The 16696-nt window shown below is 35.9% G+C and carries 13 protein-coding genes; 1 reads left to right on the forward strand and 12 read right to left on the reverse strand.

Features of this window, described 5'->3' with window-relative positions; translation table 11 throughout:
• Nucleotides 1-18: 18 nt before the first annotated feature.
• The 7 genes from QGM71_RS05405 to QGM71_RS05435 all read right to left on the reverse strand — a co-directional run bounded on the left by QGM71_RS05405 (nucleotide 19) and on the right by QGM71_RS05435 (nucleotide 7475).
• Entirely contained in the window at nucleotides 19-990 is a 972-nt protein-coding gene (locus QGM71_RS05405) for an N-acetylglucosamine kinase (RefSeq protein WP_327606507.1), read from the reverse strand.
• Between the two features lie 8 nt (nucleotides 991-998).
• Nucleotides 999-1991 carry a hypothetical protein gene (locus QGM71_RS05410; RefSeq protein ID WP_327606508.1) on the reverse strand — a complete coding sequence of 331 codons (993 nt, stop codon included), beginning with the start codon at nucleotides 1989-1991 and terminating at the stop codon, nucleotides 999-1001.
• A 15-nt stretch (nucleotides 1992-2006) separates the two neighbouring features.
• The gene (locus QGM71_RS05415) at nucleotides 2007-2843 is read right to left on the reverse strand and encodes a carbohydrate ABC transporter permease (protein WP_327606509.1); all 837 of its coding nucleotides are present in this window, start codon (nucleotides 2841-2843) and stop codon (nucleotides 2007-2009) included.
• Between the two features lies 1 nt (nucleotide 2844).
• On the reverse strand, nucleotides 2845-3753 hold the full coding sequence (locus tag QGM71_RS05420; RefSeq protein ID WP_327606510.1) for a carbohydrate ABC transporter permease: 909 nt from the start codon (nucleotides 3751-3753) through the stop codon (nucleotides 2845-2847).
• Nucleotides 3754-3812: 59 nt separating this feature from the next.
• Complete coding sequence (locus tag QGM71_RS05425; RefSeq protein ID WP_327606511.1) at nucleotides 3813-5126, reverse strand: ABC transporter substrate-binding protein; 1314 nt, start codon at nucleotides 5124-5126, stop codon at nucleotides 3813-3815.
• Between the two features lie 62 nt (nucleotides 5127-5188).
• Nucleotides 5189-6508: a 6-phospho-beta-glucosidase gene (locus QGM71_RS05430; protein ID WP_327606512.1), complete on the reverse strand. Its 1320-nt coding sequence runs from the start codon at nucleotides 6506-6508 to the stop codon at nucleotides 5189-5191.
• Nucleotides 6489-7475: an N-acetylglucosamine kinase gene (locus QGM71_RS05435; protein WP_327606513.1), complete on the reverse strand. Its 987-nt coding sequence runs from the start codon at nucleotides 7473-7475 to the stop codon at nucleotides 6489-6491. Before QGM71_RS05435 ends, QGM71_RS05430 begins: the two co-directional genes overlap by 20 nt.
• Before the next feature lie 112 nt (nucleotides 7476-7587).
• Here QGM71_RS05435 and QGM71_RS05440 point away from each other — a divergent pair, with 112 nt between their 5' ends.
• On the forward strand, nucleotides 7588-8181 hold the full coding sequence (locus QGM71_RS05440) for a DUF624 domain-containing protein (protein ID WP_327606514.1): 594 nt from the start codon (nucleotides 7588-7590) through the stop codon (nucleotides 8179-8181).
• 589 nt (nucleotides 8182-8770) lie between these two features.
• Here the strand turns inward: QGM71_RS05440 and QGM71_RS05445 are convergent.
• The 5 genes from QGM71_RS05445 to QGM71_RS05465 form a co-directional block, all read right to left on the reverse strand.
• The gene (locus tag QGM71_RS05445; protein WP_327606515.1) at nucleotides 8771-9223 is read right to left on the reverse strand and encodes a flavodoxin domain-containing protein; all 453 of its coding nucleotides are present in this window, start codon (nucleotides 9221-9223) and stop codon (nucleotides 8771-8773) included.
• Between the two features lie 267 nt (nucleotides 9224-9490).
• Nucleotides 9491-10990 carry a family 10 glycosylhydrolase gene (locus QGM71_RS05450; RefSeq protein ID WP_327606516.1) on the reverse strand — a complete coding sequence of 500 codons (1500 nt, stop codon included), beginning with the start codon at nucleotides 10988-10990 and terminating at the stop codon, nucleotides 9491-9493.
• Between the two features lie 716 nt (nucleotides 10991-11706).
• Nucleotides 11707-12141, reverse strand: coding sequence for a DUF4181 domain-containing protein (locus QGM71_RS05455; protein WP_327606517.1), 435 nt, complete (start codon nucleotides 12139-12141; stop codon nucleotides 11707-11709).
• A gap of 848 nt (nucleotides 12142-12989) precedes the next feature.
• Nucleotides 12990-14009, reverse strand: a complete 1020-nt coding sequence (locus QGM71_RS05460; protein ID WP_327606518.1) for a LacI family DNA-binding transcriptional regulator — start codon at nucleotides 14007-14009, stop codon at nucleotides 12990-12992.
• 265 nt (nucleotides 14010-14274) lie between these two features.
• Complete coding sequence (locus tag QGM71_RS05465) at nucleotides 14275-16629, reverse strand: glycoside hydrolase family 31 protein (RefSeq protein WP_327606519.1); 2355 nt, start codon at nucleotides 16627-16629, stop codon at nucleotides 14275-14277.
• Between the last annotated feature and the right edge of the window lie 67 nt (nucleotides 16630-16696).

Below are 16696 nucleotides of genomic sequence, written 5' to 3' on the forward strand. Positions count from 1 at the left end.
ACTCCTTGTTTAGTTTGTTTAAGTTTGTTTACTTAATACATCTTTAATAGCTTTGCTTTGGTAGCCAATAGATTTCAATGCCAAAGCAATCGATCCATAAGCTGGAGGCAAAGTCGGAAGTATTAGTTGCACACCTGAAATCTCTTTTTCTATTTTCTGTTTAAGTTTTATATGCATTATTCTATTATTAAAGATGCCACCAATTAATACAAAAGGAACGATTAAGGTATTCTGTTGATCAAATGCTTTGTTAAATACTACTTTCCCATTATTGGTAATTATATTGGTGACCTCGTCGATGATTCTAGTTGCCATGTAGTCTCCTTTGCTTACTGCTTCAAAAACTACCGGTGCAAAACTAGCTATCTTTGCTTTTTCATTCCCACTACTATAGATGTGTTTGATTAATCCAGGTGTTTCAACTTCTTCAAGCTTGTTTAATAATAAATACGTCATTTCCGTTTTAGGTCCCAATCCATCATACTCGTTAAAAATGGCTTCTAAGGCTCTATATCCAAGATAGTAACCACTCCCTGGGTCAGCATTAATTAAGTGCCCCCAGCCTCCTACTCGCTGTGTCTGTTTTCCATCAAACGCAAGACAAATCGCGCCTGTTCCTCCAATTGTGACAATCCCTGAACCTCCATAAGTACCTGAATACAAGGCTATTATTGCATCACTTTCAAAGGCAAAACTTTTCACTTTTTTTTTCAGGTTATGGCGATTAAATTCTGCAGTCCATTTCTTTTTAGATTCTTCCCTTCCTAAACCGGCAAGCCCAATCCCGATATGAATATCTTCTCCATTTGTAAATGACATTAACTGATTAATTAAACTTGTTACTATCAAAGTTGATTGTTCAAAACCTATACTATGTGGATTGGAACCTTCTCCTTTAATACGAGATATCTCCCCCCTTCCAAAATGAAATAATATAGCTTCTGTTTTTGTTCCACCACCATCGATTCCTATAATATACAGTGTTCCCACCCCGATCTTTAACTTGTGGAATTATTTTGTAGTGTTTGATAGTATTGTAAAAAGGCCAGCTCAGGATTATCACTTGCTAAAAATGACATGTGGGCACAGCTGTTAAAACCCCATGTATAAAAATAGTTAATTCCATACTGCAATCCTACCTCTACAGCTTCCTTAACCTTGTATTCTTCTTCTGCTTCTATACGGAAGTTTTGAATGTACAATTGGACTTCTTTTCCTACCTTATCACCTATCTTGACAGCTTGTTCCACATAATATTCAACATACTCTTTGCTAGAATAGTTGGATCCTACCCAATAGGGATCTGTAGCAAAAATATCAATACTTTCCAAGGATGCTACTGCCTCCCATTCATTAGGAACTTCAAAATTAATTCTGTTTGGGAAAAAACAAATAATATTTTTAATACCTTTTTTCTTACTATAGCTGGATACTTCCTGAATGAAATCTACCATACTTCTCTTTCGAAAAGATTGAATTCTATCAGACCAGAGTAGAGGCATTTCTTCTTCATATATTTCTTGATATCGTTGGCAACATTTTTCACACCTACATGACCATTCTCCTTCTTTTAACGCGTACCACCCGCCACCTCCCGCCCAATGTGGTTCATCCCATAAAATATAGTCTGTCCCCATATCTGAAACAGCACTTATCCATACTTTCATGTAGTGAATAAATTCAAGGTTATTAAAGCAGGCGTTTGGTAATTTCCTTCCATCTTGCGTAACCTGACACGCTTCAGGATATAGTATAGGAAATTCAGAAAATGCTTCACCTCCAAAGACTAACCCATAAGACCATGGACTTACAGTCACTGTAAATCCTTTCTCCTTTGACTTCTTAATAAAATCTTTCATTGTTCCTTTGTAAAATTTCATATCATTTTCAGAAACCGTATGCAGTATATCAGTAAATCCCTTTTCCTTTAATTCATCCAAGTCTCTTTCAAAATGACTCAACATACGATTTCCAAAGTAGCTTGTCCCCATCCTCATTCATAACACCTACCCTTTCAATGCGCCAGCAGTGAGTCCTTTTATAAAATGCTTTGAAGCTACAAGATAAAACAACAATGGTGGTAAAATGGCAATTGTCAATGCTGCAAAAGCTGTTGGCCAATCTGACTGATACTGTCCAAAAAATACGGATATCCCCAATGGTAATGGTTTCAATTCATCACTGCTTATAAAAATAAGAGGAAAAAAGAATTCATTCCATACCGGTATAAAATTATAAATTGCTACTGTCGCCAGTGCCGGACGGATTAAGGGTACCCATATTGAAAATAAAATCCTTGAATCACTAGCTCCATCAATACGGGCAGACTCCTCCATTTCCCGTGGAAGTTCCGCCATAAATCCAGTAACTATAAAAACAGAAATAGGAATTGTCATGGCTATGTATATCAATATTAATGCCCAAAGTGTATCAAACAAATTTAATCCATTAATAATTTGATACATATTAACTGTAGCTAGCCTTGCAGGAAGCATAGCACCAATAATGAAGTAAAAATAAATGTATCTATTTCCAAAGAACTTATAACGAGATAGTGCATAACTTGCCATTACTGTAACTAATAATAATACAAATAGGGAAACAGCTGTAATAAAAATACTATTACGAAAGTACGTGAAAAAATCACCTAATTCAAACACATTCTTATAGCTTTCAAAATTTATCTTTTCTGGAAAACCAAATGGATTAACTAGAACTTCCATATTGGTTTTAATTGATGTCATAATCATGACAAACAATGGATAAAGGATAATAAGGGAAGCAATAATAAGAACTAAATATACAAATATATTTACTAATCTACTTTTCCAATTTTTTCTCAACTTATTTCGCCTCCCCTTTCGCCCTAATGTGATTTAAATAGAATAATAAGGCAACAGCTGTTGCTATAAACAGGAAGGTCATTGTTGCAATTGCTGCCCCTAGACCCATTTGAGGCATCTGTCCTCCACTACCACCAAAAGCAGTTCGATAGAAAAATGTACCCAATACGTCTGCCCCATAATTGGGACCACCAGTAGTACCAACCATTGCATATACAAGATCGAATTGATTGAATACTCCCATATAAGTCATGATAGTTACAATACCTATTATAGGAATTAGTGGTGGAATAATGATATGCCTAAATATATTCCAAGAATTAGCTCCATCAATACGAGCGGCTTCAAATCGTTCTTCTGGTATCGATTGTATACCTGCCACAAACAACATAACCATTAAACCGGTATAATGCCATGCATTTACAATAGTAATAACAGGAAGTACTAGTGCTTCTGAACCTAGCCATGCATGTGCCAATGAGTCTAAACCAACTTTTTCTAAAAATTGATTCAAGACACCAATGTTCGGGTTAAGAATAAGCCTCCAAACAAATCCAATCATTAAGATAGATAACGTAACAGGAATAAATATTATTGTTCGAAATAGCGCTGTCAACTTAAGACCCCTAGTTAGTGCAAGTGCTAATAACAATGCTGTAACATTTTGGAATAACATGGTATAACCAAAGAATTCAAATGTATTTCCTACAGCATTAAAAAAACGTTCACTATATAGAGGATCAAATAATAGTTTTTTAAAATTATCAAGGCCAACAAAAACCATTTCACCAATACCTGCGTATTCATAAAATGAAACTCTCATAGATAATATAAGTGGAATTAACATAAATCCTGAGTATATTACAAATGCCGGAAGAATAAATAATAATATTCCCTTTTTAAATTTCACCACGGTTCACACCTTTTCAAAAGACACCTAGGACGCTCAATTGCGCCCTAGGTACCGATTTATTTAAATGGCTCGTACCAAGATTCCAGTCCATTTTGCATATTTTCTGCTGCTTCTTCTGGACTAAGTTCTCCAGCTAGTAATGCTGTGATGTTTTCTATCTGTAATGTACCTAGCGTTGGATCTCCCCCATTAAATACCTCGAAGGCTAAGCCAGTGGCATAGTTTTCGCCATCTTCCCCACCAACCTCTAACCACTTTCTATTTACTTCACTTTCAATTTGATCAATAGAAACATCCGCTGCTGGAAATTGGCCTGGAAGTAGATTAGCAATCATACTTTGAGCATCATTGGACATTAGCCAATCCAAAAATATCTTAGCTTCTTCTTTATGTTCGGAATTTGAATTGATACCAAGTCCTGCACCACCATTAAAGCCAACCCAGCGTTTATCTCCCTTATTTACTACAGGGGAAGCAAACATATCAAGGTCAAAATTTAATTCGTCTGCATCAATATCCGTAAGAGCCCAGGAACCTGTTACCCATATAGCTGCATTTTCTGCCATAAACTGCTGTAATGAATCCACATAACCAATACCTTCAAAGTTATTTGGCATATAATCAGGCCAATTTGTCAATCCATCCAGAAAAGATACGTATTCTGGATCTGTTAATTTATTATCTCCATCGATCATACCTTGTCGCCATTCCTCTCCATCTACAAAGCTTGGATAGAAACCGCTTGCAACTATTTCATCAACAACCCATCCATCGGCAGTACCCAATGCTAATGGGGTTACATCTGTAGCTTTAATTTGTTCCATTAGTGTGAAAAAGTCATCCCAGGTTTCTGGCTCTTCCCATCCATTTTCTTCAAACATTGTTTTGTTATATAGGAATCCATATGAAACATAGTTAAATGGTACTGCATAGACTTCTCCATCTTCAGACGTATAAATATCCTTTTGGATATCAGCTACATTTTCCATCGAAGCTATATCACCTTCAGAGATTGTTTCTAAATGACCTGCGTCAAAGATGTTTTTCCCTAAAGCGAAAGGTCGAACAAAAAATATATCTGCTCCAGTTTCTGTACTAAGTTGCGTATTAAGTGCAGAATCATACTCAGGTGCAGTAGTTGGATCGAAATTCACGTTAATTGTAGGATGTTCTTCTTTAAATGCAGAGATAATCTCATTAAATTCCTCTGTATCCCCACTACGCCAGCTGAAAATATCTAAAGTTACATCCTCATCATTAGTATCTTCACCTTCACCATTTGCATTTTCGTCATTACTACATGCGGCTATTACTAAAATCGCCATTAAACTTACCAATAGTCCTATTAAACTTTTACTTCTCTTACTCATAATGAACACCCCTTTGGATTATTTTACTACCTAAAATTTTAAATTGACTTCTAGTTTACGAACTATATCCCCTCCTTTAATTCGAATTTATGTAAATAGGGACGATTTACTAGTAACATTTCCTCGAAAATACGCATTGCTACATCGGCAGAGGAAATCAAGGGATGTATAGTTAACGCTTGAATAGCTGTTCCATAACTTCCAGTAACCGCAGCCTTAACAGTCAGCTCCTCATAAGCTTTAACATTTTGAAGAAGCCCACGTATCTCAGGTTTTACCTCACCGATTTGAAGCGGTGTTATTTGGTGTTTTTCCACAACACAATTTACTTCAATACATGCATCATCGGGGAGACAAGAAATAGCTCCATTATTTTTAACGTTTAACGTATGAAGTTCTTTTGTATCTAAATGAATGGATTTAATAAGATTAATTGCCGCCTCAGAATAATAAGCACCGCCACGTTGCTCTAAAGCTTTTGGTTTTTCCTTTAGCTCCTGGTCCCGATAGAGCTCAAATAATTCTTTCTCTACTTTCTGTACCTGATCTGCTCTTGTTTCTTTATTTTCATATTCTTTCACCTGATCTTGCAAAATCCTATTTTGTTGATAGTAATACTTGTGGTAACCACAAGGTATAGCCCCTAACGACTTAAGAAATTTAGTATCCCAACCGAAAGATGGAATATTTTTTGCTTCATAGCTATCCGATTTTCCAGATAAAATATCATCAATACGAGAACGACCTTTAATATACAGGTCGGTTATCCAAGTCAAATGGTTAATACCTACAAAATTGATACTTACATCTCTCACGTCAACGTTATATGTGTCAGCAAATTTTTTATAGAAATTAATTGGATTATTACATAGCCCAACTACTTTGACATTTGTGTGTTTTATTATTGCTTCTGTTACGATTCCAGCTGGATTTGTAAAATTTAATAACCAAGCACTAGGCGCTAGCTCGTCGATGTCATTACAAATGTCCAGCAAAACAGGAATCGTTCGCAAGGCTTTCATAAATCCGCCTGCTCCAGTAGTTTCTTGTCCAATAACACCGTGTTTAATGGATATGTATTCGTCATTTCGTCGCATGGCAAGCTGACCTACACGAATCTGTGTAATGATATAAGTTGCATCCTTTATTGCATCTCTTCGATCTAATGTAGCTATTATTTTTATAGGGCAATTTGCTTTTTTTATCATTCTATTTGCTAGCTTTTCTATGATGGAAAGTTTTTCTTTTCCTTCTGGTATATCTACTAACCAAACTTCCGTGATTTGTAAGGATTTATAATTGTTGATTATTCCTTCTAAAAGTTCTGGCGTATATGAGGAACCACCCCCAATTACAACAACCTTAGTCTTTTTCATAATCATCCATAACCTCCTTATACGTAATTTCAAGCATTTGTTTAACCTCATTTATATTTGTGTTGTAATTTTCAAGTGCAAATAAGCTGGCCCCTATTACCGGACTTGACTGAAGCGGAAATACTTTGCAACTTAAGTCGTAGCTTAGAAGATATGAATGAAATATTTCTTGCAGAATAATACTTTCAGGTTTTGTAACTAAACTCCCTATTAGTACAACTGGTGTTTCGTTTTGTTCATTGCTAAAAAGCTTATTATTAATTACTTTAACTGACACAGCAAGTTCTTTTGCCTGACGTTCAATAAGGCCTAAAGCGAATACATCCTTTTGTGCTGCTGCCTTAAACAATAAAGTAGATAAATGCAAGGGTATTTGAACACGATTATTAATATAAAAGTCATGCATACTCTGGAGACTTGTGAAGTTCAATTTCTTTAAAACATAGTCAACTAGTAAACTACGATCTTCTCTTCCTTGAGCAACTCTCATTACAAATCGAAAAATTTCTTTAGATATCATTTCCCCACCACCATAGTCTCCGAAAGTGTAACCAAACCCTCCTAGTTGCATTAACTCATTTGCGTGGTTAACACCTACTGCATTTGTAGAAGTACCACACACAATTGCTATGCCTTCTCCTTTTACTACACCTGCTTTTAGCCCGATAACAGCATCTACTTTTATCTCGAACTTGTCTATTCCAATGGTTGATAATATACTTTTTAACATTTCTATATCATGTTCTTTATCTGCACCAGCTAGCCCAAAACAAGCATATGATATGCTAGAAACACTTATTCTGGCCATTTTACACGCTTTTAACACAGCTGATTCTATCTCTTTTTTTGCCTTTATCTCGTCAATCTGGTAATTCCCATTACCAGCCAGACCATGTCCTATAACTCTTCCTTTTATATCACTGATTATCGCCTCTGTTTTTGTACCTCCGCCATCAACACCTAAAAAATACATATAGCAAACCTCACTAACTAACTTTTAATTTCCGTTACTGATTAATATTTTGAAATATAATTTCACAACAAGTATAATTATAGTATCGTATTTTAAATTAGGGGGAATAGATATGCTAGAATCACGTTTTTATAAAATACTTGATGAAGTAACTTCTATAGTAATTATTAATTTTTTGTTTCTAATATCATCACTGTTTATTGTTACTTTTTTTCCCGCACTATTTTCTATGATCTCAACAGTTAGAAATAAATTTCATAAAGAATCATCCGAAATTGTCCGATTCTTTTTTCAAGAATTGTGGAAGTATAGAATGAGTGCAAATATCATTGGTATACCAGCTATACTTATAGGTTACAGTTTCTTTTACTATATAAATGCTTTCTATGCAATTAACACTACATGGAGCTTATATCTATTGCCATTAAGCATTATGATATTTATTGCCTACCTTTTTTTCACTATGCAGGCTATTTTTAACATTATTCATTTTGATATGCCTATGAAAATGTGGCTAAAAAACGCTTTATTCATGGTATTTTATAAACCTCAATTTACTATAATATTAAGTATATATTTTGTTCTCATTTTACTACTTACCTATTGGTTTCAAATTCTATTATTTTTAGGCACATTTTCTCTACTGATGTACGGTCTTGTATATATAAGCTTAAAGAAGATTTCTACCATAAAAGTAAATGAATAGTTTAAGTCGCTCCTTTAACCCCTTAATTGGTAGCGTTTACATTATATGCATTTTTAATTGCTGCCAAAACATGTTTTGGCTCGACCTGTATGAAATACCCGTTGCTAAACCGTTAAAATTACAGAAGAAGGCAACTATAAAATTGAACATTCATAATCAGTAGTGTACATTAATTCTCTAAGATTTTTGTGGCGCATATTGCGCGAAGCTTTGGAAGCAGCTGACTCATATAAATCGATTCTATTGGTTTTACCTAAGCCACTCACCGCTTTCAGCGCATTTTGTAAGTCTAACTCCTTCAGTATTTCACGTATTGAATATATATTATTTTTCGATACATTTTTAACCAATGTCCTAATATCATCATCTGTGTTACGCTCTGTGGTTAGATTAGATTTAATACTTTTCTAATCGTATTATTCTAGCATTATGTTTCATATCTTTATTTCCCTTAATTAAGAAATAGTATATACTATTTGAAATTTTGCGTCAATAGTTTTTCGAATATCTAAAACTTAATTTCAAGCATTTCCTCTATAACTCAAAATTAATGAGCTGTGAAATTCTCACAGCCCTAATTTGAGTATCTTTAAATTCTAAAAAAAGCCCATAGCGTCTCCACAAACTTCTCGCATCGTAAAATATCATCACCCTCGGGAGTCAAATCAACCTTTAATCGTTCTGGAACTAGGATGGCTCCTTTGTTTTTCAGTCGGTCACTCATCAAATCAACTGCTCCGCCATACGTATCATAACAGGAATCAGCGGAGCCGAAGACACCAAAAACTTTTCCAGTTATATCAACATCATCCAGCTCCTCGTAGAAATCCTCTACTTCATAAGGGAGATCACCATCATCCCATGTATGTGTACCAACCAGGATAGCATCATAGTCTAAAAGTTCTTCTACATCTATTGGGTCGTATTCAAATGTCTTTGTTACTACTGTAATATTTTTATCTTCAAGATAGCCTACCATTGCTTCGGCCATTAACTCCGTATTTCCAGTTGTACTAGCATAAAGCATTAATACTTTGCTCATCAGGTATCCCTCCATTAAAAGCAACTCACCTTACTTCTATTTTAACTGATAATGATAATCGTTTTCAATTAAATTCATGATATTATTAAATTAGTTGTGTCTAACATGTGGAAAAAGCCAAACTGTGCTCATTTCAGGTGATGGATCGCTCGTCTGGCGGGGCTGTTTCGTTCAGGCATATGTATAGTCGCACAACAAATAAGAATAGCAACCCGCTTCCAGGTTACTATTCTTACATTTGATCTAAATCTACTGCACATCTTTCTATTATTCTATTGTTATAGTGGATACCTGTTGTGTATTTATTTTAACTTTTTGTAAATCAGATTCACCATTTACTTCAATATAATAATTACCAGGTTCTAAGTCTGTTAGAACGAAATGACCATTCGCATCCGTCACCACTTTATCGATTACCTCTCCAGCTTTTCCTCTTCTAATGGTTACCTCCTGGTTTGACAATTGACTACCAATTGTTCCAAGTAAGTGACCATGCGATGCTGTTTTCCATTCGGGTGTTGGTACTGCTACTGGTTCAGTAAAAGGAGGATTCCCATCATTGTGTTCTGTTGGTTCATACAATGAGCGGATCAATTCTTCTTGTGGAAGCCCGTCATTACTCCAAACGTTATAAACATATGGACTGATACCTTCCACCCTGTTTCCTAATGGTGATGGATCAATTGCGCGACGGATTTGATTGATACTGTCTGATATAGTGTTTAAGTAAAGGGCAGGCCCGATAACAATACCACGATTTCGCGGCAAGTCCTTTTGCCACTCGATCCATTGGTTAAAGCGTTCTTCTCTTCTTGGATCTGCGTCACTATCATAATTCATAACATAGGCATAATCCAAATAGCCTTCTTGAACCCATTCTTTCCAATTTTGATGTGACCGTTGTATTGGGTCCATATTCCACCAGTCAGTGGAACGGGGATCAGCAAAGCCCCATGATAAAACTGCTGCAGATAATTCTGCGCTCATATCTTCAGCCATAGTTTCTGCATATATTCTTTTTATTAATGAATCAACCTGGTCAACTTTCCACTTGATCCATTCGGAATCCCAAGGCTGAGGACGATCGGAACGTCCCGTTTCTTCATGAAATCTTTCCAGTGAAGTAGCGTTATATCCTTTTCCATCTTCCGGATAACGGATATAGTCCAGATGTACACCATCCACATCATAATTTTTTACAATATCCGTAACCATATTAACTACGTGATCTCTCGCATCTGGATGACCTAAATCGAGGTATGGCTGCCAGTAAGGAACGTTACCGCTATAATCCTCCGTTACCCATGTTTCATCCTCGGGTGCATTTGGACCATGCTGATTCCAAATATGGTTTGGATCTTCAGGTTCCCCACCATAAACCGTGTGCCACATAGGACCAACAACTACCCAGGCATGTACTTTTATACCTTGTTCCTTTGCCTTAGTTAATAAATAACCCAGTGGGTCAAATCCTTCAGGAACTGCTGGGTCTTCCGTAAACGGTAAAACATCACTATGGTAATAGGCATCATGTCTTCTGCTGACTTGCGCAACAATAGTATTCATGTTTGCGTCTTTAACATCTTGAACCAGTTTATCAATTTGATCTGGAGTTTTTGCCCCAGGTTCGAATGCTTGCACCCAAAATGCACGAATAAACCCTTCATTTTCACTTGCTTCGACCTGATTATCCCATTGGTAGGAAGTTAACAATAAAACAAAAGAAACCATAAGTATGAAACCAACTCTTACACTTCTCCTTAGCATATTAAGTCCTCCTTTAGTAGTGAAAAACAAAATTCATCAGAATAACTGGAATTATGCTTGATTCACCCTCTTTCTTTTAAGATTTTTCTGTACTCGCCTATCTGTTGATGGGTGTATTGAAAAATCTCTGGAGGACAGCGAGGAGTTCACTTGAGATGTTACTCCTGATGGCAGTAGTTTAATAGAGTTATTCTATAGTGAAACTATCTTTCATCTTTTATTCTACTTTTTGTTATATTAGAACGATAGTGGCAAAAGTAGTGTTTATTTTCTGATTAATGGAAATATTAGGGATGATGAACTACTACTAAAGATATTGATTCTCTCAAAAACAATATAAAAAAAGAAAGCCTATGCTTATAAGTGGTTGTAGATAACGTGGAGAAATTGCGAAGAAACAATAAGAAAAACAAACCAATTAGCACCATAAACGCACACTAAAATAACAGTGTAATTAACAAGGAAATAGACCTACTTTATTGAGTCGGCCTTTAGTCTTTCCATATAATGTTATTTTAACTAACGCACGTTGTTAGTAGATCTCTTGGTACAGAATCCAACACATCTAAATATTTTAGCCTTTCATTTATAATTAACAGAATATCCCTGAGTTTATTATAAAAAAAATGACAAACAAATTCTGATTGCCTTATTTAACTCTTGCACCGATTTGTTTAATAACGATAATATAAATCTTGTAGCTTGCTTCATAGATATCAAAATAAACCGAAAACGTTTGTACTAAACATTGAAATTAATAATATTCCGATAAATAATAACTCACTAATCGTTAGAATATACGCTTTTCGATTTCCCGCATATTTCCATTCCATAATTGCCTGAACCGTCTGAGACACCATTATAAATATAAACATTAAAATCCATATCTCAAGAAACCAAACCCTCTCATATGGTTCTGCCGAAATGTTATAGAAGTATCCGAACAAAAAAATAGCAATAAACGTTATTCTAATCGTCCAATCAATTTTTTTATGTTGTTGATTTATATGGTTATATGAAAATAATCTCTTCTTTTCTACTTTTAGCCATCTTCTCATTAAAGCATTAAAAACAACTAACAATAATACAAATATGATTAAAACCAGAAAAAACTTTATCCAAAATATTGGCTCAATAATATCGAATAACATACAAAAGGTTTCCCCCCTTCTTCATTAATTAATTTCTATGGTTAAAGCACCATATAGTTTTACAACAAAAAAGAATTAGTAATTTGAAGTTAAGGTGTGTTTCAGATTTATCACCATCAATTTCGAGTAATATTTTTGATGTTTTCGGAGTTTTAGAATCTAATTTGAAGGCCTCACCACTGTTAAAATGGCCTTGTTTGTCTAATTCTTTTTCTTCTATCCCCCAACCTCAGAAATCAGAACTCTCAATTAATAAATTGGTTTCTTTCAATTCTTCAGGTTCTCTCCTATATAACTAATCTTAATACTTTGTATCTTATAACTTGTGACCAATTCTCCGTTCCAATTTTCTCCCTTTCCCTTAAAGGCAACACTACTCTTATCGTTATTACAAGATACTAATAACAAAAATATGCTTATAAAAAGAAGGCTCATTAAGAACTTTTTCATTTTTAAATCCCTCTAACTAATTTTCTTCTTAGCTATAGATATTCTCCATATAATTGTTATATCCTTCTTTGACAATCTGCCAGTTAGTCAAAGAACCGAAATTTCGCAACCATCTATATTTAGTTTAACGAAAAAAATATTAATTACCCTTTGTAGCTTTTTAGGAAGAATTAAAATAACGTGGCGATTAGCAGAAATATTAGCAAGCTAATAACAAGATGACTATAACTTGTCACTCTGCTATTTGTATGTTATTTACTATGCTAATTCACACATAAATTAAGTAAAAACATTGTTATATCAATTAAAAATAGCATACCAATTTGAGTGATAACTGATATGCTACTCCATATGCTATTTATTATGCTTCTCCAACTTAACGGAACTACTTACCATGCTTAGGCTTTCTTACTCACTGAATCACGATAGACAATTTTATATGGCACAATGATCCGCTTCGATGGTTCGGTTTTAGTAACCGTTTTTTCAATCAGTGCTTTGGCTGATTGTGCACCAAGCTCGTAAATGTTTACGTCTACTGTGGTCAAGGCTGGACGGGTGATCTCGGATAGATATACGTTATTAAAGCTGACCAGTGAAATATCCTGGGGAACATTAACTCCGGATTCTTCCAAGGTACTTAACACACCCAGACTCATTAGGTCATCACTGACAACAATCCCTGTTGGACGATTATCCAATGCCAGCAAGTCCTCTACAGCCTCACGTCCACCGGATTTCAGGAATTCTGTATGAATTTTATATTCATCGCAGTCCATCAACCCGGCTTCTTTCAGTGCTGCTTCATAGCCTGCCTCACGATCCATTGTAACGAATAAATCCTTCGAACCACCAATAAATGCAATTTTTTCATGCCCCTGTTCGATTAAATGTCTCGTTATCTCTTTTCCAGCTGCGAAGTTGTCATTATCGACATGAGTTATTTTATTTATATTCTCATAAGGCTTACCAACAATTACAAATGGAAACTCATTCTCCTGCAGGAAATTCATAACGCGGTCATTCACTCTGGAGTAAAGCAGGATAACGCCATCAATATAGCTGCCATAAACCATCCGTTGCACTTCTGCATAAATCTCTTCATCCGATTCCCCACTTGATAACATCATTGAATACTGCATGTTATGGGTAACGGAGCCAATTCCCCGTAAAATTTCCGGGAAGAATGGATTCTGTAGTGCTGTGTTGGCAGATGAAGGCATGATAACACCTATCGCTTTTGTTGATTTCACAACAAGGTTCCGTGCATTGATGTTTGGATGATAACCCAATTCTTTCATAGCTTTACGTACCTTTTTCTTTGTATCAGGGCTGATCCTCGGATTATCTGCAATTACTCTAGATACAGTAGAGGGTGATACACCTGTTGCCTTTGCTACATCTTTAATTGTTACCATTTCTTTCACCCTCTACATTTATTTTTCAGCTTCTTTTTAGTAAGGATTGCCGCTTTATTTTACAATTTTAAATAACCAGTGGAAATCTACTCGTTTTCCACGAACAATCTGCAAGCCTCCTCTGTCTGTTCCACGTTTGTGAGGTCCGCTTAGTTTTTACCCGCAGGAGTCTTGCATAATGCTACTACTGTGCTGAGTCGTTTCTTTATTTGGCACATCTTATTATTCATTTACAATAATCTTTTAGAAAACTACCTTTTTCGTATTACATATCTAAAGCTAGTTTATGGTTTTTACGGCTAATTTCTCCGTTAATTATAACATTTTGACCTTTCTTTAACCCAATAACATTTACATTTATTTCATTATAAGCAGGTTTGTATTCCCCTTTTACATTTAAAACTGTAATTTCTATCTGTTCTGGTGAGGAAACAACTTCTAGTTCCATCTCTAAAAAGTCTCCATTTTCATAGGCAAAGGTTTCTCCATCATCATCATAATGGGTGAATCGGTATGTTGTATTCCATTCACCTGCATAAACATTCATACTAACATTCTTAGGTGCTTTATCCGTATTTGAAATCCATTCACCTTGCATGATCGCCGTTCCTTTCTTTATAAAAATCGGCATATCTTCAAGTTCTGCATGGATTAAGTGAGTCTTTTCCCCTTCAAATACTTCACCTGTTTCGTATTCCACCCAATCACCTTGTGGTAAGTAGACAGCACGATCCACAACAGATGGTGCCAAAATCGGTGCCATCAACACATTATCACCAATCATAAATTGATCATTCATGTTATATGTTTTTACATCTTCAGGGTATTCCAGCAATAATGGACGCATTACTGAAAGTCCTTGTTTACTTGCTTGATAGAACAATGAATACAATTGCGGCATCCACTTATAACGCATTTGAATATATTTTTTCATAATATGCTCATACTTCTCACCAAATTGCCATGGCTCCTGGTACAGGGTTCCAATCGCTGAATGATTTCGGAAATAGGGAGTAAATGCTCCGACCTGTGTCCAGCGCACAAGCAATTCAGCATTGGTATCATGTGCAAATCCACCCACATCCGGCCCTGTAAATGGAACGCCCGATAATCCAAGGTTCATCACCATTGGCAAGGACATTTGCAGATGCTCCCAGAAACTGCGGTTGTCCCCTGTCCAAACGGATGCATAGCGCTGTACACCAGCATATCCAGCACGTGTCAACAGGAATGGGCGCTTGCCGTTCAACTGTTCCTTCATGCCTTCATAGGTTGCCTGCCCCATTAAAAATCCATAAACATTATGAAGCTCCCGATGGGTTGTAGGATTGCCATCATTTCGATGCATTACTTCAACATCCATTGTCTTTGTTTCATTGAAAACAGCAGGCTCATTCATATCATTCCAGATACCTTCTATTCCCATACCCGTGTAAAATGTGTGTTTATCACCCCACCATTTACGGACTTTCTCATCCGTAAAATCAGGGAAAGCACTAATCCCCGGCCAAACTTCACCAAAATAGGTCTCACCTTCAATATACTTACAGAACTGATCCTGATTTACACCTTCCTGGTAAATCGTGTACTCAGAATCCTTTTTAACACCTGGATCAACAATTGGCACGATACGAATCCCCATTTTACGCAAATCTTTAATTAACTGCTTCGGATTTGGAAACCGTTCTTTATCAAATGTAAATACACGATAGCCATTCATATAATGGATATCTAAATGGATAACATCAACCGGGATATCACGATCCACGAAATTCTGTGCCAGTTCGCGTACCTCAGCCTCTGTTTCATAGCTGTAACGGGATTGATGATAGCCAATGGCCCATTTCGGTGGTATTGGCATTCTTCCTGTAAGATGTGTGTACTGTTCCAACACCGCTTTCGGTTCAGGACCAGCCATTACATAATAGTCAATCTGACCTCCTTCAGCAGTGAACGAATAATACTCTGAAGAAGACTTCATATCAAACGCAGAACGGTATGTATTATCAAAAAACACACCATGAGCTCGACCATTTCGTAATGTCATAAAATAAGGAATTGATTCATACAATGGGTCTGTTTCCGGGTTATGTGGCGCATAAACATCGGAGTTCCACATTTCATATTTTTCCCCGCGTTTATCAAGAAAACCTGTTTTTTCACCAAAGCCATAAAAATGATCAGCTTCATGCATTTCTTTAAAGGTAACTACTTCCCCATTTTCCCGGTAAGCCATGCCTCGGTCACCTTCAGAAACTATAATCTTCCCATGCCCATCTTTTACAGTTAAGCGAAAAGGCGTTTGACTGATGACCAGCTCAACCTTGCTTGTCTTTAATTTGTAAACATCATTAGAAAAATTCTCAGTCACAGCTACATTGCCTGCTTTGGCCACGACAGTCTGGGATCGATCCAGTTGCGGATCCTCTTTCTGATTCATTATTACTCGTACAATTGAATCCGTGTAAAACTGTACAGCTACCTTCCCATTTTCACAATTAAACAAATAAGTATCGTCTGTTTTTGTATTACTAATCATATTTCCTATATCCCGATATACGACCGCAGCCGTTTGTTGTTCTTTTCCTGGGTGAATCGCAAAACTAGTGTCTTCAAGCATTGGTTTTCCTCCTGTAGAATAGGTTACTCATAAATTTATTTGTTTCTTTATTCTCTAGTTGTAATAA

Origin of the sequence: Virgibacillus tibetensis, assembly GCF_036026595.1 — a bacterium.
Lineage (GTDB): Bacteria > Bacillota > Bacilli > Bacillales > Amphibacillaceae > Virgibacillus_P > Virgibacillus_P tibetensis.